Source organism: Stenotrophomonas sp. SRS1, assembly GCF_026130205.1.
GTDB lineage: Bacteria > Pseudomonadota > Gammaproteobacteria > Xanthomonadales > Xanthomonadaceae > Stenotrophomonas > Stenotrophomonas rhizophila_B.
Genome location: NZ_JAINFD010000002.1, coordinates 93819 through 111586, shown reverse-complemented (window position 1 = coordinate 111586; position 17768 = coordinate 93819). Strand labels below are relative to the sequence as shown.

General features: G+C 68.0%; 18 protein-coding genes. 1 reads left to right on the top strand and 17 read right to left on the bottom strand.

All coding sequences use genetic code 11. From position 1 onward, the window contains the following. Genes K4043_RS06250 through K4043_RS06180 form a run of 15 tightly spaced genes read right to left on the bottom strand, consistent with a single transcriptional unit; the run spans position 1 to position 13947 of the window. Positions 1-1188, bottom strand: coding sequence for a beta-ketoacyl-[acyl-carrier-protein] synthase family protein (locus K4043_RS06250; RefSeq protein WP_123729840.1), 1188 nt, complete (start codon positions 1186-1188; stop codon positions 1-3). Then, the gene (locus K4043_RS06245; protein WP_265308619.1) at positions 1185-1736 is read right to left on the bottom strand and encodes a DUF3261 domain-containing protein; all 552 of its coding nucleotides are present in this window, start codon (positions 1734-1736) and stop codon (positions 1185-1187) included. Before K4043_RS06245 ends, K4043_RS06250 begins: the two co-directional genes overlap by 4 nt. Then, the gene (locus tag K4043_RS06240; protein WP_123729838.1) at positions 1724-2965 is read right to left on the bottom strand and encodes an NAD(P)/FAD-dependent oxidoreductase; all 1242 of its coding nucleotides are present in this window, start codon (positions 2963-2965) and stop codon (positions 1724-1726) included. The genes K4043_RS06245 and K4043_RS06240 overlap by 13 nt, the downstream gene beginning before the upstream one ends. Positions 2966-3007: 42 nt before the next feature. After that, positions 3008-5353 carry an MMPL family transporter gene (locus K4043_RS06235; protein ID WP_265308617.1) on the bottom strand — a complete coding sequence of 782 codons (2346 nt, stop codon included), beginning with the start codon at positions 5351-5353 and terminating at the stop codon, positions 3008-3010. Beyond that, on the bottom strand, positions 5346-5966 hold the full coding sequence (locus K4043_RS06230) for an outer membrane lipoprotein carrier protein LolA (RefSeq protein ID WP_265308615.1): 621 nt from the start codon (positions 5964-5966) through the stop codon (positions 5346-5348). The genes K4043_RS06235 and K4043_RS06230 overlap by 8 nt, the downstream gene beginning before the upstream one ends. Next, the gene (locus K4043_RS06225) at positions 5963-6385 is read right to left on the bottom strand and encodes a thioesterase family protein (RefSeq protein ID WP_123729835.1); all 423 of its coding nucleotides are present in this window, start codon (positions 6383-6385) and stop codon (positions 5963-5965) included. The genes K4043_RS06230 and K4043_RS06225 overlap by 4 nt, the downstream gene beginning before the upstream one ends. After that, the gene (locus K4043_RS06220; protein WP_123729834.1) at positions 6372-7928 is read right to left on the bottom strand and encodes an aromatic amino acid ammonia-lyase; all 1557 of its coding nucleotides are present in this window, start codon (positions 7926-7928) and stop codon (positions 6372-6374) included. The genes K4043_RS06225 and K4043_RS06220 overlap by 14 nt, the downstream gene beginning before the upstream one ends. Further along, on the bottom strand, positions 7918-8865 hold the full coding sequence (locus K4043_RS06215) for an acyltransferase (protein WP_123729833.1): 948 nt from the start codon (positions 8863-8865) through the stop codon (positions 7918-7920). Before K4043_RS06215 ends, K4043_RS06220 begins: the two co-directional genes overlap by 11 nt. Beyond that, on the bottom strand, positions 8862-9647 hold the full coding sequence (locus tag K4043_RS06210) for a glycosyltransferase family 2 protein (RefSeq protein ID WP_123729832.1): 786 nt from the start codon (positions 9645-9647) through the stop codon (positions 8862-8864). Before K4043_RS06210 ends, K4043_RS06215 begins: the two co-directional genes overlap by 4 nt. Then, the gene (locus tag K4043_RS06205) at positions 9640-11325 is read right to left on the bottom strand and encodes an AMP-binding protein (RefSeq protein WP_265308613.1); all 1686 of its coding nucleotides are present in this window, start codon (positions 11323-11325) and stop codon (positions 9640-9642) included. The genes K4043_RS06210 and K4043_RS06205 overlap by 8 nt, the downstream gene beginning before the upstream one ends. Next, positions 11318-11869: a hypothetical protein gene (locus tag K4043_RS06200; RefSeq protein WP_088433443.1), complete on the bottom strand. Its 552-nt coding sequence runs from the start codon at positions 11867-11869 to the stop codon at positions 11318-11320. The genes K4043_RS06205 and K4043_RS06200 overlap by 8 nt, the downstream gene beginning before the upstream one ends. A gap of 22 nt (positions 11870-11891) precedes the next feature. Continuing rightward, positions 11892-12149, bottom strand: a complete 258-nt coding sequence (locus K4043_RS06195) for an acyl carrier protein (RefSeq protein ID WP_019185496.1) — start codon at positions 12147-12149, stop codon at positions 11892-11894. A 20-nt stretch (positions 12150-12169) separates the two neighbouring features. Next, positions 12170-12430: a phosphopantetheine-binding protein gene (locus K4043_RS06190; RefSeq protein ID WP_019185497.1), complete on the bottom strand. Its 261-nt coding sequence runs from the start codon at positions 12428-12430 to the stop codon at positions 12170-12172. Next, positions 12417-13220: a lysophospholipid acyltransferase family protein gene (locus K4043_RS06185; protein WP_123729830.1), complete on the bottom strand. Its 804-nt coding sequence runs from the start codon at positions 13218-13220 to the stop codon at positions 12417-12419. The genes K4043_RS06190 and K4043_RS06185 overlap by 14 nt, the downstream gene beginning before the upstream one ends. After that, positions 13213-13947, bottom strand: a complete 735-nt coding sequence (locus K4043_RS06180; protein ID WP_265308612.1) for a beta-ketoacyl synthase chain length factor — start codon at positions 13945-13947, stop codon at positions 13213-13215. The genes K4043_RS06185 and K4043_RS06180 overlap by 8 nt, the downstream gene beginning before the upstream one ends. A 181-nt stretch (positions 13948-14128) precedes the next feature. Here K4043_RS06180 and K4043_RS06175 point away from each other — a divergent pair, with 181 nt between their 5' ends. Then, a complete protein-coding gene (locus K4043_RS06175) occupies positions 14129-15151 on the top strand; it encodes a pteridine-dependent deoxygenase (RefSeq protein WP_260232236.1) in 1023 nt (340 codons plus the stop codon). 162 nt (positions 15152-15313) lie between these two features. Here the strand turns inward: K4043_RS06175 and cydB are convergent, their stop codons facing one another. Together cydB and K4043_RS06165 are read right to left on the bottom strand one after the other, a co-directional pair. Beyond that, positions 15314-16327, bottom strand: a complete 1014-nt coding sequence (cydB, locus tag K4043_RS06170; protein ID WP_265308611.1) for a cytochrome d ubiquinol oxidase subunit II — start codon at positions 16325-16327, stop codon at positions 15314-15316. Position 16328: 1 nt separating this feature from the next. After that, positions 16329-17726 (bottom strand): cytochrome ubiquinol oxidase subunit I, encoded by a 1398-nt coding sequence (locus K4043_RS06165; RefSeq protein WP_123729827.1) that lies wholly within the window; start codon positions 17724-17726, stop codon positions 16329-16331. Positions 17727-17768: the final 42 nt, after the last annotated feature.

The following is a 17768-nucleotide window of genomic DNA, read 5'->3' as shown; positions in this document are numbered from 1 at the left end:
TCATCCCTTGGCCAGTGCCAGCACGGCATTGCTGCCGCCGAAGGCGAACGAGTGGCTGAGCACGTGCTGCAGCGGCTGCGCGGCGCGCGTCCCCGGTGCCACCAGCGCCAGTGCCGGCAAGGCGTCATCGGCCTGCCCGTCCCACCAGTGGGTGGGCAACTGCTGGTCGGGGTTGTCGGCCAGCGTCATCCAGCACAGCGCCGCTTCGATCGCGCCGGACGCACCCAGCGTGTGCCCGGTCAGCGGCTTGGTCGAGCTGGCCGGCACCTGCGTGCCGAGCACGGCGGCGACCGCCTGGCTTTCCATCGCATCGTTGTGGCCGGTGGCGGTGCCGTGCAGGTTCACGTAGTCGATCTGCGCGGCCGTCAGGCCGGCCCGGTCCAGCGCCTGCTGCATCGCATCGATCGCCCCGCGTGCCTGCGGATCCGGCGCGGACATGTGGTGCGCATCGGAGGATTCGCCCCAGCCGGAAAGCCGCACCGGGCCCGGCTCACGGGTCATCAGGAACAGCGCCGCGCCCTCGCCGATGTTGATGCCGTTGCGGTTGACGGAGAACGGATTGCAGCGCGCCGCCGAGACCGACTCCAATGCGCTGAAACCCGCCACGGTGAACCGGCACATCGAATCGGCGCCACCGGCCACCACGGCATCGACCGCGCCGGCCTGCAGCAGGCGCGCGGCCGACATCAGCGCCTTGGCGCTGGACGAGCAGGCGGTGGAGATCGTCCACGCCGGACCGGTGCTGCCGATCCGCTCGCGCACGAAGCGCGCGGCGGTGCCCATTTCCTGCTGTGCGTAATGGAAATCGGCCGGCCACACGCCATCGCGGTGATGCGTCCGCAGTGCGTTCTCCGATTCGCCGATGCCCGAGGTGCTGGTACCGATGATCACCGCCACGCGCTCGGCACCAAAGCGCGCCACGGCAGCAGCCACGCCCGCGCGGATCTGCTCCAGTGCCGCGTCCAGCAGGCCGTTGTTGCGGCCACGCAGGGCCACCGGCAGGGCGGACAGGTCCGACAGCGGCGCATGCACTTCGCCCAGTGCCAGCGTGCGCCCGGGGACGATCGCAGCGTTGTCGCGCAGGCCACCGGGCTGCGCCGCGAACAGGCCGTCGCGCACCTGGGCGCGGTCGGCACCCAGCGCGCAGATCACGCCCAGCTCGTTCAGATAGACCGCGCTACTGCTCACTCTTGGCCCTGCCCCATGTCCATCGATTCGATCACCAGTTCATAGCCCTCGGCCAGATTGCGCAGGCGCACGCGGCCATCGGGCAGCGTGTCGCGCACCAGCCAGGACTTGCCGTCCTGCGCCAGGCTGCGCACGCCATCGCTCTCCTGCAGGGTCCAGCCAGCCGGCAGCGCAGCGCGGATGGCCGCCGCCGGCCACAGCGCGAACTGCAGGTCGTCCAGCACGCGCTCACCGCGCACCTGCGGTGGCAGCCATGGCGCACGGGTCTGCTCCAGGTGCTGCCCGTCCCAGACCATGCGCACGCCGGTCTGGCCCATCGCCTGCACAGCCAGCCGCACCTGCTCGGCGTCCACTTCCAGCAGCGCATCCAGCTCGCGCTGGTGGCTGCCGAAGCGGAACTGCAGGCGCTGCTGCAGCTGCACCGGTTGCGGCAATGCCGACGGCGCCAGCTGCAGCGTGGGCAGCTGCACCAGCGGTGTGGGCATGCGGGTGCTGGCACACGCGGCCAGCAGCAGGCTCAGCAACAGGGTCAGGATCAGGCGCTGCACAGTTCCTCCAGCACGCGCAGGCGCCGGCCCGTGGCATCGGCGACATACGGGTTCTGCGTATCCCAGGCGTAGCCGGCCAGGATCGAGGAGATCATGCGGCGCACCTCCGGCTGCGGATCGGGATGGTAGATGATCTTCTGGAAGCCACCGGCGTACCAGGCTTCGACAAAACGACGGAAGGTCTTCACCCCGGCACGCAGCGGCACCGAGAACGCCTGCTCCCAATCCACCGTCTCACCGGCATGCTCGCGCGCCAGGCATTCGCTGGCCAGCTGCGCCGACTTGAAGGCAATCGTCACGCCCGAAGAAAAGACCGGGTCCAGGAACTCGCCGGCATTGCCCAGCAGCGCATAGCCCTCGCCCCACAACGAGGAAACGTTGGCCGAATACCCGGTGATGGTGCGCACCGGCAGCACCGCCCATTCGGCGTTCCTGAGCAGGCGGGTCAGGTTCGGGTCTTCGCCGACGATGGCCTGCAGCTTCTCCAGATCGGTACCGGCGTAGCGCTCGAAGAAGCTCGGCTCGGCGACCACGCCCAGCGAGCAGCAGCCATTGGAGAACGGAATCGTCCAGTACCACACGTCCACGTGCTCGGGATGGGTGGTGATCAGGATCTTGTTGCGGTCAAAGCCCGCGCCGGCCGGAATGTGGTCGCGCACGTGGCAGAAGATCGCGCCGCGCACCGGGAAGTTCGACGGCGACTCCAGCTTCAGCAGGCGCGGCAGCAGCCGGGCGAAACCGCTGGCGTCGAGGATGAAACCGGCCTCGATGGTGTACTCGCTGCCATCCGGGCGGCGCACCTGCACCTGTGCCGGGCGGCCGGGCTGCACCGAGAGCACTTCATCGCCGAAGCGCAGCGTGGCGCCCATGCGCTCGGCACCGCGCGCCAGCACATCATCGAAGTCGGCGCGCTGCACCTGGTAGGTGGTGCCCCAGCCCGGCGAGAACTTGTCGCGGAAATCGAACTCGGTGGTCGCTTCGCCGCGCACGAACGCGGCACCGTTCTTGTACTGGAACCCGGCCTGCACCACGTCCTGCAGCAGCCCGGCGGCCTCGATGTACTCCATGCTCTGCGGCAGCAGGCTCTCGCCGATCGAGAAGCGCGGGAACTGCTGGCGCTCCAGGATCAGCACCTGGCGGCCCTGCTGGCGCAGCATTGCAGCAGCCACGGAACCGGCCGGACCGGCGCCGATGACCAGGATTTCAGTACGTTCCACGTGCGGGTTCATCGGTACATCCTTGATCAGATCAGGTGAGGAAAACGCGGTCGCTCAGTGCGGGGCGTCGTGCGGCGGGGGGCGGAACAGCGGCGAAATCAGCCAGACCAGGCCGATGCCGAACAACAGGGTCAAGCCGAACGCGCGCAGCGCCGGCGTGGCCGACAGCCCGAGCAGGCCGAACGACAGCCAGGTACTGGCCGCGCCAACGCACACGGCCAACCAGGCACTGGCATCGCCGCGGTGCTCGATCAGGAAGATGCCGTAATCGATGCCCATGCCGAGCAGCAGCATGAGCGCGAGCACGTTGAACAGCTGCAGCGGTTGCCCGAACAGGCCCAGCAGGGCCAGCGTCAACGCACCGGCAACCAGGGTCGGGGCGAGCACGCGCCAAGCCTGCCCGCGGTAGCGCCAGTACAGCACCGCGAACACCAGCGCGATGCCGATCAGCAGCAGGCCGCTCATCAGCTTGCGGTAGTGCTTGAGCAGCTGCGAGAAATCGGCGGTACGGTCGACCCAGCGCACGCCATCGATGCCCTTGGCCTGTGCTTCCAGCAGGGCCAGTGCATCGGCGCGGGAGAGGTCATCGACCATCACCACCGACGCCACGCCCTGCCCGACCGTGCCCAGCCACAGGTGGCGGAACGGCATCGCCGCCGGCGATGCGAGGAAGGCCTCGGCCTGCAGATCCTGCGCGGCATAGGCGGGGCGCAGCAGCGGCTCACCCACGGCCTCACCGACCTGGGCCAGCACCTGCGGCTCGACCTTGGCCGTCAGCGCGGCATCGGCGCGCTGGCGCTTCTGCGACGGCAGCCAATCGCTGATCGCGCGGTAGCCGCCGATCTGCCTGTCTGCTTCCAGCACGCGCAAGCGGTCGATCAGCGCTTCTTCGCGCTCGAGCACCTGCTCGGCGGTGTCACCCTGCACCAGATAGAACTGCGCCGGGCTGGGCATGCCCAGCATCTGGCTGATGCGGATCTGCTGGGCGATCAGCTCCGGTGGCGACGACTGCAGGCTGCGCAGGTCGTCGTTGGTCTGCAGGCGCGCGATGCCGATCACCGACAGCAGCGTCACCACGCCCAGGAACATCGCCGCCTTGCGCCCATGCAGGCGAGGCCAGCGCTCCAGCGTGGCGCCGAGCCAGCGCGCAAAGCCGGTGCGACGGATTTCGCCGCCATCCAGCCACGGGAACCAGAAGATCACGGTCAGGAAGGCGGCGGCCAGGCCCACCACCGAGAACAGCGCCATCTGGCGCAGCCCCGGGAACGGGGCCAGGCCGAGCGCGAGATACGCCAGCGCGCTGGTCAGCAACGCCAGCCACAGGCCCGGCAGCAGATGCCGCAGCAGCTTCCAGCGGCGGTCGGCCGGCTCGGCCTGGCGCGAGGCGAACCAGTGGATGCCGTAGTCCTCGGCAACACCGACCAGTGACGCACCAAACACCAACGTGAGCACGTGCACCTTGCCGAATACCAGCACCGTCACCGCCAGCGCGACACCGCAGCCGATCAGCAGCGAGGCAGCCACCAGCAGGATCGGGCGCAGCGAGCGGAATGCCAGCCACACCAGCAGCAGCACCGCGGCCAGCGAGCCCCAGCCGATCGTGTTGATTTCCCAGTTGGCCTGCACCGCAGCGGCTTCGGCATGCAGCGGCACACCGGCGCGCAGCACCTCCAGCCCCGGCGCCTGCCTGGCGGCGGCCTCGGCAGCGGTGTCCAGCAGCAGATCGATATGGCGCTCACCATCGAGCTGGAACGCCGAGCCGACCGTGTCGTACTGCACGATCGACCAGTGTTTGCCATCGGCCTCCAGCAGTCCGTCGTCGCCCATCTGCAGGCCCGAGCCCAGCGCACGCTCCTGCCACCACTGCGGCCACAGCGACAGCGGATCCTGCCGCCACTCGGTCAGGCGCGGTGCGCCCATCGGACCGTACAGCGCCGCCAGCGCGGACTCGGCCAGGCCCTGAGTGGATTCATTCTGCAGCCGCTCGCGCTGTGCGCTGGTCAGCAGGCGGTCGCGATACGGTGCGTAGAACGCGCGGGCCTGATCGAACCAGCCCTCGATCGAGCCGCTCTCCTGGAGCAGCGGGGCAGCGCCCCGCTCTACCTTGATGGCATCGCGGAAGGCCGCCTCGGCCGCCTTGGTCTGCGCCGCATCGGTGCTGCCCAGCAGCACCACGATCTGGCGCGCATTGGCATCGGCGATGCGCCGGGTGACATCGGACAACAGACGGTCATGCGCGTCCTGCGGCAGCAGCGCGAGAATGTCGGTATCGATCCGCGGTTCGCTCTTCCACAGCTGCCACTGCTGCACGCCCAGGCCGACCAGCACCAGCAGCCAGGCGATGGCCAGCCAGCGCCAGATGCGCTGCAGGCGGCCGTTCGAGGTCAGCACGTCATTCAAACCTGCGACCCTCGTCGGTGCTCAGCGTGGCCGGCGTATCGCTCATGCCGGCAAAATGGATGCGGGTGACATCTTGGTTGGCCTCGTTGATCTGGACCTCGCGCACGTAACGGTCGCCGCTCAGGGTGAGCTGCGCGAACACCTTGCCGAGCATCGCCGAGCGCGGGGTCAGCTGCATTTTCCAGGCGTTGCCAGGCAGCACCTCGACCTTGACCGTGAACTGCGCCGACAGCGCCTGCGCATCGCCACTCATCAGCGCGAACATGATCGCGTTGACCGAGCGCATCGCCGGTTGCTGACGGCCATCGAGTTCGACCCGGCTGCTGCCATCGCTTTGCCGGCTGAGGATGCGGTCACGGGTGACCACCACCTCGGACGGGAACGGCTTGAGCGTGGTCCAGATCACCCCGTGGTCCTGGGCCAGCACGAAGCGGCCCTGCGAGCGCAGCGGATTCTTGAAGCCGGCGACCTGCTTCTCCTGGGTGAACTCGCCACGCAGCACGTCGACCTTGGCCACGCGCTGTTTGACGGCCTCCACATCGGTAGCGGCAAGCGCCGGGGCGACCACGGCCAGCATCACCAGCACGCACAGCGTGCGCAGGAAACGGTTCATTGCGGTTGCACTCCCAGACGCTCCCACAGCACCGGCGGGCACAGGTAGAGCATTTCATTGGTGGCCGCGTCGACCGCGACCTGGATGGTATGGGCGCGGGTCAGCGTGGTACCGCTGTCCGCATCCAGGATTTCGTAGGCGATCTTCAGGCGGTTTTCCCACTCGGTGATCGTGGCGCGCACGCGCAGCGCCTGGCCGTACAGCAGCGGCCGGATGTACTTGACCCGCGCATCGACCACCGGCCACAGGTAGCCGGAATCGCGCATCTGCGGGTAGTCGTAATCGTGACGCTGCAGCAGTGCGCAGCGCGCGATCTCGAAGTACTTGAAGTAATTGCCATGCCAGACCACTTCCATGGCGTCGCAGTCATGGAACGCCGGCGACAGCGTCACCTCAAAGCTCAGGTCAGGCGTCGACATACAACTCCCAGCGCTGTGCGCGGATGTCATCCAGCAGGGCGCGCAGCTCGCCATCCAGCGCGCGGTCTTCCTCGATCAGGGCGATGCGCTCGGACAGGTCCTGGTACATCGCAGCCAGATCGCCGTGCAACGTCGCCTTCATGCCGACGCGCTCGCGCAGCGCCACGCCCTGGCGGGCAGTGATCAGCAGCGCGGCGACGACCTGTTCGGTCAGTTCGATCACGCGCAGGCAATCGCGCGCGGCGATGGTGCCCATGCTGACCTTGTCCTGGTTGTGGCATTCGGTGGACCGCGAGAACACCGAGGCCGGCATGGTCTGCTTGAGCGCTTCGGCGGTCCAGGCCGACACGCTGATCTGCAGCGCCTTCAGGCCATGATTGATCGCTGCACGCTCACCGGTGGCGGCCGACAGATTGGCCGGCAGGCCATGGTTGAAGCGCGCGTCCACCACCAGCGCCATCTGCCGGTCGAGCAGATCGGCCAGGTTGGCAATGGTGTTCTTCAGCGCATCCATCGCAAAGGCGATGTGGCCCCCATAGAAGTGCCCGCCGTGCAGGATGCGCTCGCCCTCGACATCGATCAGCGGGTTGTCGTTGGCGCTGTTGAGCTCGGTTTCGATCAGCTGGCGGAAGAACGGCAACGCATCCTGGACCACGCCGATCACGTGCGGCGCGCAGCGCAGCGAGTAACGGTCCTGCAGGCGCTGTTCGTTGCGCGGCGGACGATCGCTGTGCAGGTCCTGGCGCAGGCGCGCGGCGATCTGCATCTGGCCCGGGTGCGGCTTGGCGGCGAACAGCATCTCATCGAAGTGGTGCGCGTTGCCGTCACTGGCCAGCACGTTGAACGCGGTCAGGCGCGTGGCCAGCTTGGTCAGGTAATCGGCGCGGTCATACGCCAGGCAGGCCAGCGCCGTCATCACGGCGGTGCCGTTCATGATCGCCAGGCCTTCCTTGGGGCGCAGCCGCAGCGGGGTCATGCCGATCTCGGCCAGCACCTCGGCGGCCGGGCGGCGCGCCCCCTGGTACATCACCTCGCGCTCGCCACACAGCACCGCGGCCACGTAGGACAGCGGGGTCAGATCGCCACTGGCACCGACCGAGCCCTCGGCCGGAATCAGCGGCAGCACATCGTGACGCAGCAGTGTGGCCAGGCCCTGCAGCAGCGGATGACTGACGCCGGACATGCCACGCACCAGCGAGGCCAGGCGTGCAGCGATCACCGCGCGGGTCTCCTGCGGATCCAGGAAACGGCCCAGGCCACAGCCGTGGTAGGTGAACAGGTGATGCGGCAGCTCGGCCACCAGCGCCGGCGGGATGTTCACCGTGCACGAATCGCCGTAGCCGGTGGTCACCCCGTAGATGACGCCATCTTCGCGCAGCAGGCGATCAAGGAAATCCGCGCCGCGCTGGATGTGCGCGGTGAATGCCGCATCGTCGGTGACGACGGCCTGTGCCTGCCGCTGCGAGAGCGCGACCACGTCTTCGATGGTCAGCGGCGCATCGCCGAAGCGGACGGAGGGTGCCTGATCGGCCTTACTTGCCATGAGATGCCTGATCCCAGAAGGGGAAGAAATTGAACCAGTCCAAGGGTGCCTGGATGACCTGAACTTCCAGCCACCGGGCGAAATCTTCAGCCTGCGCAGTCAGCGCGGCGTCACGCGAACCGCGCGGCAATACGATGCGGTCGGTGAAATGCTCAAAGCGCACGCGGTAGCCTGCGCCGTGGTGCAGGCAGGCCATGGTGTAGACCGGGCACGCCAGCGCCGCAGCCAGCACATAGGCGCCAATCGGGAACTGCGCGGTGTGGCCAAGGAACGAGGCCGGTACCGTGCGACCGCCGCGCAGCGGCACGCGATCGCCGACGATGGCCACGAAGCCACCCGCCTCGACCCGGCGCTGCAGCTCGACCGCGGTGGCCGGGCCCATGTCCGTGACCTGCAGCAGTTCCACCGAGGCCAGCGGATCAAGCCGCTGCATCAGCCGGTTGAAACGCTGCGCGTGCGCGGTGTGCACCAGCACGGTGATGTGGAAGCCGGGCACCTGCTCGGCCAGCACCTGGCACAACTCCAGGCACCCGATGTGCGCGGTGAGGATCAGGCCGCCTTCACGACGCGCGATCTTGTCCAGCACCAGGTCGCGCTGCAGATAGATGCGCTCGGGTGGGTAGCGGCCGCCCAGGCCCAGCAGCTTGTCGAGCATGGTGTCGGCAAACAACGCGAAGTGCTTCAGGCTCTGCCAGCGGCCCGGCGGTGCGGAAAACACGCCGGTGTGCGCCTGCAGACGCTCCAGATACTGCAGCGAGGATTCGCGCGCGACCCGGTTGGTCAGCCAATGGCAGAGCACCACCGGGTAGACGCACAGGCGGAACGGCCAGCGCCCGAACCAGCGGTGCACCCAGCACAGGAACAGCACGCCGGCGGCCGAGGTCGACTCGCCGATGTCGGCCCAGTGCGGCGCGCCCTCAGGTGCAGGCGTGGTCATGCGCGAGCACCTGCGATGCGCTGCCACAGCAGCCGCGGCGCGCGCCACAGCATCCCGAAGAACAGGCGCGCGTGCATGCGGCTGATGCGCACGTTGTCGCGCCACACGTCGAAGTGCGAGACGCCATCACTGGGATAGGTGACGGCGGTCGGCACATTGATCACTTTGACGCCGCGCCAGAACAACCGCACCAGGATTTCGCTGTCGAAATCCATGCGCCGGCCGATGGTTTCCTCGCCGACCAGGCGCGTCACCGGTGCCAGCGGATACAGGCGGAAGCCGCACATCGAGTCGCGGATCTGCAGCGACAGCGTGTTGATCCAGACCCAGATGTGCGTGGCATAGCGGCCGTACAGGCGCGCCTTGGGCACGCTCGCATCGTAGGCGGGCGTGCCACAGATCACCGCCTCCGGCTGCGCCTGCGACAGCGCGACGAAGCGCGGGATATCGCCGGTGTCGTGCTGGCCATCGGCATCGATCTGCAGCACATGGCTGTAGTCCAGACGCGCCGCCTCGGCGAACCCGGCCAGCATCGCGCCGCCCTTGCCCTGATTGACCGCCAGCCGCAGCAGCGTCACCTGCGGTGCGTGCGCGCGCGCCAGGGCATCGAGCACCTGCGCACAGTCCAGATGCGAACCATCGTCCACCAGCAGGCACGGCAGGCCACTGGCGAGCACGCCCTGCACCACCGCGCCGATCGCATGCGCGTGGTCGTAGACCGGGATCACCACCAGCGGGGTGAAGGCCGACCTGCTCATGTCACTGCCCGTGTCATCACGCATCGCCGAACACCACCCGGCCGCTGGCATGCACGCCATGGTCGGAGACATAGCGGAAGCTCATTGCCGATTTGGCCGCATCCCAGCCCAGGCTCAACTGCAGGCAGTCGCCGGGGCGCGCCACATGCTGGAACTTCACCGCATCCATCCGTACGAACCGCGGCGGCATCGTGAAGGCGCTGCGGCCGTAGTGGATCGCCCAGTCCAGCTGAACCACGCCGGGCAGGATCTTCGCCTGCGGGAAATGCCCATCGAACGCCACCAGGTCAGGATCCAGAACAAACTGCAGCAGCGCGGTGGTGTCATCGCGCTGCTGCCACTCGGCCGTCGGCATCAACGGGCGGAACAGCGCCGCCAGTGCCGCGGCGGTAACCTTGCCCTGCGCGTTGACGGGGAGTTCGTCGATGAAGCGCCAGCGGCGCGGCCGGGTCACGGCGTCATGGCTGCGGGCCAGATGCGCGCTGAGCTGCTGCGCCTGGCGGCGGCGCTCGGCGTCATCCCACTGTGCGGCGCCCGTCGCCTGCGGCACCACCACGGCGGCCAGCTGTTCGCGCGCGCCCGGCAACACCAGCACGCGCACCTCCTGTACAGCCGGGTGCGCGCGCAGCTGTTGCTCCAGGGCATCCAGCGAGACGCGGCGCTCTTCGATCTTGACGATGCGATCGGCGCGGCCGAGCAGACGGAAGCTGTGGCCGTCGTCGGCCACGGCACGGTCCTGGGTCAGCCACCAGTCCTCGCTCGCCAGGTGCGGCGAGCGGACCGCCAGGCAGCCCTCATCGATCCGCCAGGCAACGCCGGGCAACGGGTGCCACTGCGGCCGCGCCGCACTCCAGCGCCGCCACGCCACGCCACCGGTCTCGCTGCTGCCGAAGACTTCGGTCGGGGCCACGCCCATCAAGGCGCGCACCTGCAGCGCCGCCTCGGTCGGCAGCGGACCACCAGAGGAGAACACCGCGCGCAGCTGACCGTCCAGCGAGGACCAGTCCAGCTGCTCGGGCAGGCGTTTGAGATGGGCCGGGGTAGCCACCAGCACTGACGGCTGGCCGCCCAGCGCGCTGATCAGGTCTTCGTGGAAGAACCGGCGCGGCTGGATCGCGCGCCCGGCCACCAGCGGCCACAGCACCCGGAACAGCAGCCCGTAGATGTGCTGGTGCGAGACCGTGCCCTGCACCTGCGCACCGTCGAGCTGCTCGCCGAAGGCGGCCTGCAGCGCATCCACCTCGCGGGTCAGCTGGTGCATGCGTTTGACGATGGCGCTCGGCGCGCCGGTGCTGCCGGAGGTGAACACCACCAGCTCCAGCACCGCTTCGTCCAACGGCTGCAGCACCTGCTCCGGATCGGCCGCCGCATCGGGCTGCAGCGGCGCATACCGGGCCGGGACGTCACCGGCGAACCCGGCCACGCGCGGGCTCAGCCCTTCCAGCGTGGCCGGCAGGTTGTCGCCGCCCAGGAACACCCGCTTGCCGGCATGCCAGGCACCCAGCAGGGCGGCGGCGAAGGTCAGCGTGTCATCGAAATACAGGGCCCAGTCGGTGCCGGGTGCACGCGCGAACGCCTGCCGCCAGGCCAGCACCTGCGCGCGGAACTGCGGGTGCTCCACCACGGTGTCGCCGGCGATGCCCACGATGCGGCCCGGGCGCGGGGCCAGCGCCAGCCGGTCCAGTGCGATCCACTCAGCCATGGGCATGCGCCGCTTTGACCCGTCGCCGGACCAGCCATTCCCCGCCAAACAGAGCACCCATCATCACGTACGCCAACAATCCGTTGTAGAACGCCCAGACCTGGTTGGACGCCCACAGCGCCGTGGCCAGAGCCAGACTTCCGTTGAGAACAAAGAATCCGCACCAGATCCACGTGACGCGGCGGGTATAGATCACGGCAAACGGCGGCAGGTCCGGCTCGCTCAGCCGCGCCAGGCGCTCCACGGCACTCGGCCCGAAGCGCAGGCTGGTGGCGAAGATGACCAGCATCACCGCGTTCACCAGCGCGGGGTACAGCTTCAGCGGCAGCGCCTCGTTGAAGGCCGTGGCCACCAGGGCGAGTACACCGGTGCCGAGTGCGGCCACCCACCACACCGCCTGGCGGGTGGTCAGCGCGCGCAGCGCGGCCAGGGTGAACAGCAGCAGCGACAACCAGCGCGGCTCGAACCGGCCCAGCGACAGGTAGACCACCAGCGGGTATGCCAGCGACAGCAACGCAAACGCCGCGACGCGTACCCGGACCATGGTCAGTCTTCAGCGATGGCCGTCAGGCGGCCGCTTGACCGGGCAACAGCCCGTGCACCACATCCACGATGTCCTGCACGGTGCGCACCTGTTTGAACGCTTCCGGCTGCAGATTGCGGCCGAGCAGCGGCTTGAGCTGCACGATCAGGTCGACCGCGTCGATGCTGTCGATGTCCAGGTCGTCATACAGCCGCGCGGCGGGCGTGATACGGCTCGGCTCGATCTCAAAGCTGTCCTTGAGGATCTTGACGATGCGCTCGAAAAGTTCGTTCTTGGTCATGGGTAAATCCTGACGCGCCGTTAGGACGGCTGGCGTGCGGCGACAAACTCGCTCAGGGCACGCACGCTGGAGAAATGGCGACGGGTCTCTTCCGAATCGGCTGACAGGCTGACACCGTACTTTTTCTGCAGGGCCAATCCAAGTTCCAGCGCGTCGATCGAATCCAGGCCCAGCCCTTCAACGAACAGGGGCGCGGCGGAATCGATGTCTTCGGGAGTGATGTCTTCCAGTGAAAGCGATGAAATGATCAATTCCTTGATCTCGTGCTCAAGTGCTTGCACGGGTCGGGTCTCCAGCGAAGTCGAAGTAATGGGCAAGATGGTCGGTCACACGCCGGGCGGCCAAGGCATCCCCCCTGGGCGCATCGCCGGTCTCGTTCAGAAACGGGGCAATCGGGAGATCCTCCCCGACTTCCAGCTGAACGTGAAATCGCCGTGATGGCACACGATACCATTTCTGGCCCTTGGTCAGGGTCAGCGGGGTGCAGGTGATCCGGACCGGCGTGATGTCCAGCCGGCCCCGCACCGCGATGTTGGCGGCCCCGCGCTGCAGCCGCAGCGGCTGGCCCGGCACGGTTCGGGTGCCTTCCGGGAAGATCACCAGATTGCCGCCGGCCTGGACCGCCGCGATGCAGTCATCGATCAGGCCCGCCCCGTCGTCGTTGGAGACATAGCCGGCCGCGCGGACCGGGCCGCGCATGAACGGGTTGCGCGCCACGGCCTGCTTGACCACGCAATCGGCATTGGGCAGCTGGGCGATCAGCAGCACCACGTCGATCAGGGTCGGGTGATTGGCCAGGATCAGCAGGCCGTTGCGCTGCAGGCGCTCCCCCCCGCGGATCTCATAGGTCATCAACCCGAGCCGGCGCATCAGGCCAACGTGGGTGGCGAAGCTGCCCTGGACCAGGCGGCGCGCCAAGACGCGCCGGCGCACCGGATCGCGGATCAGCAGCAGCGACAGGAACAACAGGCCGCCCAGCACCAGCCCCCCGATCCCGAAGGCGGCAAAGCTCAGCCCCGTGCCAAGCACCCGCCAGGCATGGTTGATCCGGGCCGGCCAGCGCTCAGCCATGGCGTTGCCAGGTCCAGCGTTGGCCATCGGCATCCAGCGCCAGTGCCGTTTCACCGGCCAGCAGGAAGCGCAGCACGTCCAAGCCATGCGGCAGCCCCTCGGAGGGGCGGTCTTCGCCACCGGCGCCCCAGCCCAGCGACAGCCGGGTGCCCGGACCGTCGGCCGGCCCCAGCCGCCAGCACCACGCAAAGAACGGGTCCGGCTCGTCGGCGAAGCCCGCGTAGACCGGCGGCAAGGCGGATTCATAGACCACCAGACGCACCTCGGGCGCGCCGTCGGCCAGCAGCCCGAAGGCCTCGATGCAGGCGGTCTCGACCGTGGCGCGGCCGGCGGCAAGCGCCAGATAGTTGCCGCGATGCCCGCGGGCGATCGAATACAGCGCGGCAATCGCGTTGTGCACCGACAGGCCGAAGGCCGTCGGCGACATCGGCTGGTCCGCGCTCAGGGTGTTGAGCAGTTCCATCGAGCGGGCCACGTCGCCATGCCGCGAGGCAAACACCAGTGGCACCTGGCCACCGTCGTCAGGCTGCTCGCACCAGCAGGCAGTCTGGATCGCCATGCGCCCCAACCGCTCGATCCGGCGGCGCTGCATGGCCGGCACTTCGGACAATGCCGGGGTGTCCTCACCGGTCGGCAGCCAGGGGGCGTTCGCCCACGCCTGCCACTGTTCCCGGGTGGTGATGCCCGGCGCCCAGGCCGACCAATCCAATACTGAAAACTCGATCATTCACGCCAACATGATGGATGGGTACCAGGACGGGCACGCGCCATGATGGCAACGCGGAGCGGCTCCCCCATGCCAGCCGGCCCACGCCTGTCGTCGACAGCGTCCGGCACCGGACGCGGTGCCGATAAAGGTGCGCACGCTATCATGACACTCTCGGCACTGGCAGCATTCACATTCTGAAATGAGCAACACGATCAACACCGCAGCGGACCCGGCCATCGCTTCCCCTTCCCCCGGACCCGCGTTGTTCCGTGTCGCCTATGCCCCGGCCGCGGACCGCGATGCCGCGCTGGCCGACCCGTGCACGCTGGCCGTCTTCGGCTTTGGTCTGCGCCACGCCGCGCTGGAGGACCCGCGCTGGCTGCACGTACCGCTGGCCGAACACGGCCCGGGGCGGATCGAGGTCTGGCGCGGTAGCACCCCGGTCGAGCACGGCATCACCGAGGGCGTGCGCTGGTCGCACACCGACGGCCTGCTGTTCGGGGTGCTGGAGATCGACGAGATCGACAGCGACATCGAGTCGGCCGCGACCGAGGCCTACGCGCGGATGAGCGCGTTCCTCTCGCGCTGCGGTTATCCGCACCTGCTGCGGACCTGGAACTATCTCGACGCGGTGACCGAAGGCGATGGCGATGATGAGCGCTATCGACGTTTCTGCGTGGGCCGCGTGCGGGGCCTGCGGGAGCTGGATGAGGCCGCGTTGCCGGCGGCAACCTGCATCGGTCGTTTCGACGGTGAGCGCCGGCTGCAGGTGTATTGGCTGGCAGCGCGCGAGCCGGGCCAGCCGCTGGAGAATCCGCGCCAGGTGAGCGCGTTCCGTTATCCACGCCAGTACGGGCCGCAGTCGCCGAGTTTCTCGCGGGCGCTGCTGCCGCCCTTGGCGACGGGGCTGCCGTTGCTGCAGTCGGGGACGGCGGCGATCGTGGGGCATGTGTCGCAGCACACGGGGGCGGTGGATGATCAGTTGCGGGAGACGCTGAGGAATCTGCAGAGTCTGGTGGATACGGCGCGCGGTCAGCGGCCGTCGCTGTCACCGATGCTGGGGTCGACGTCGGTGCTGAAGGTGTATGTGCGGCGCGCGGAGGATATGGGGGCGGTGGCGGCGCAGATGGCGGCGCTTCCGACGGCGCCGCCGTTCGTGGTGTTGCATGCGGAAGTCTGCCGGGCGGAGCTGCTGGTGGAGATTGAAGGGCTGCACGGCTGAGTCTTCGCTGGTCGCAGTTCAGCTCCGCTGATTGCAGTTCCGTGTAGTGCCGACCGCTGGTCGGCTGCTCTTGACCCGTTTTTATGCGGTTGACCCTTCCCGCCGCCGAGGCAGCCCTCGACCCACACGGAACAGTGACGCGCGGCAAGCGGTCACACCGCCTCAGTGATACCCCACATCCGCCCGAACCTTGCCGCGGAACACCCGGTATGACCACGCCGTGTAACCCAGGATCACCGGCAGCAGGATCACCAGCCCGACCAGGCTGAAGCTCAGCGACGAGGCCGGCGCGGCGGCCTGCCACAACGTCATGCTCGGCGGCAGCAGATACGGCCACATGCCCAGCACCAGGCCGATGAAGCCGAGGATGAACAGCGCCAGCGTCAACAGGAACGGCGGCAGATCGCGCTTGGGATGCATCGCGCTGCGCCACAGCGCGGTGGCCACGGCCAACGTCAGCAACGGCACCGGCGACAGCCACCAGAAGTTGCCATCGCTGAACCAGCGCGCCATCAGGCGTGAATCCAGGAACGGCAACCACGCGCTCACCAAGCCCATGAACACGATCACCGCCACCACCAGCGGGCGGGTCAAGGTGCGTGCGAACGTCTGCTCGCGGCCTTCGGTCTTGAGGATCAACCAGGTACTGCCGAGCAGCGCGTAGCCAAACACCACCGCTGCGCCGGTCAGCATCGAGAACGGGCTGAACCAGCTGAAGGCGCCGCCCACGTAGCGGCCATCCACCACCTGCAGACCCTGCACGAGTGCGCCCAGGATCACGCCCTGCGCGAAGGCGGCCAGCAGCGAGCCCAGGCCAAAGGCCACGCTCCACAGCCTGCGCGAGCGGTGCGCCTTGAAGCGGAACTCGAAGGCGACGCCGCGGAACACCAGCGCGACCACCAGCAACAGGACCGGCAGGTACAGCGCCGACAGCAGCGCGGCGTAGGCCTTGGGGAAGGCGGCCATCAGCCCGGCCCCGCCCAGTACCAGCCAGGTTTCGTTGCCGTCCCAGATCGGGGCGGCAGTGTTCATCATGATGTCCAGCTGTTCTTCATCCTCGGCCATCGGCGCGAGGATGCCGATGCCGAGCACGAAGCCATCCAGCACCACGTACATCAGCACACCAAAGCCGATCACCGCGAACCATGCCACCGGCAGCCAGGTTGTCATCTCCATCTCAGCGTTCCTCCAGCGGTTCATCGGCACCGGACAGCGGCCGCGCAGGGGTGTGGCTGCCGGCATCCAGCTTCGGTGCAGGCTCATGCGGCTTGGGACCGGTGCGGATGATCTTCACCAGGTACCAGACGCCCCAGCCGAACACGAACGCATAGCCGACGATGTACACGCCCAGCGACAGCGCCGTCATCCACGCACTCTGTGGGCCGACGGCATCGGCGGTGCGCAGCACGCCATAGACCACCCACGGTTGCCGGCCCATCTCGGTCACGAACCACCCGGAGATCAGCGCGATGAAGCCGCTGGGCAGCATCCAGTTCCAGCCGCGGATCAGCCAGCGCGACTGCAGCAACTTGCCGCGCCACCACTGGAACGCCGAAACCCAGGCCAGCAGCAGCATCAGCGTGCCCAGCCCGACCATCACCCGGAACGCGAAGAACACCGGCACCACCGGCGGGCGATCGCTGGCAGGCACCGAGGTGAGCGGATCGAAGGTGCCGTCCAACGAATGAGTGAGGATCAGGCTGCCCAGGCGCGGGATCGCGATTTCGTAGTCGTTGCGCTCGGCCTTTTCATTGGGCACCGCGAACACCACCAGCGGGACACCCTTGCCCTCGCCTTCGGAATGCCAATGCGCTTCCATCGCCGCGATCTTCATCGGCTGGTGCTTGAGGGTATTCAGGCCATGCATGTCGCCGACGAAGATCTGTACCGGCACCGTCAGCGCGGCGAAGCCCACCGCCGCCAGCAGCATCTTGCGGCCGGCTTCGCGGTGCACATCCTTTCGCAGGTACCACGCGCCCACGCCGCCAATCACGAAGCAGGTGGTGATGAACGAGCCCAGCGCCATGTGCGCCAGGCGGTAGGGGAAGGACGGGTTGAAGACAATCTGCCACCAGCTGTCCGGGTGCACGATGCCATCGACCATCGTGTAGCCGGCCGGCGTCTGCAGCCAGCTGTTGGAGGACAGGATCCAGAACGTGGAGACCAGCGTGCCCAGCGCCACCATGCAGGTGGAGAAGAAATGCAGGCGCGGCGAGACCTTGCCCCAGCCGAACATCATCACGCCCAGGAAGCTGGCTTCCAGGAAGAACGCCGTGAGCACTTCATAGGTCAGCAGCGGGCCGATCACCGTGCCGGCGACCTCGCTCAGCCGGGGCCAGTTGGTGCCGAACTGGAAGGCCATGACGATCCCGCTGACCACGCCCATCCCAAAGGAGACCGCGAAGATCTTCTGCCAGAAGAAATACAGCTCGCGCCAGACCGGATTGCCGGTGCGCAGCCAGCGCGATTCGACAAAAGCCAGCCAGCTGGCGGTACCGATCGTGAAGGCCGGGAACAGCACGTGGAAACTGATGACGAACCCGAACTGGATCCGGGACAACAACAACGCGTCCAAGAGACGCCTCCGACTGGCTTCTGAAATCCGCACCAGTCTGGG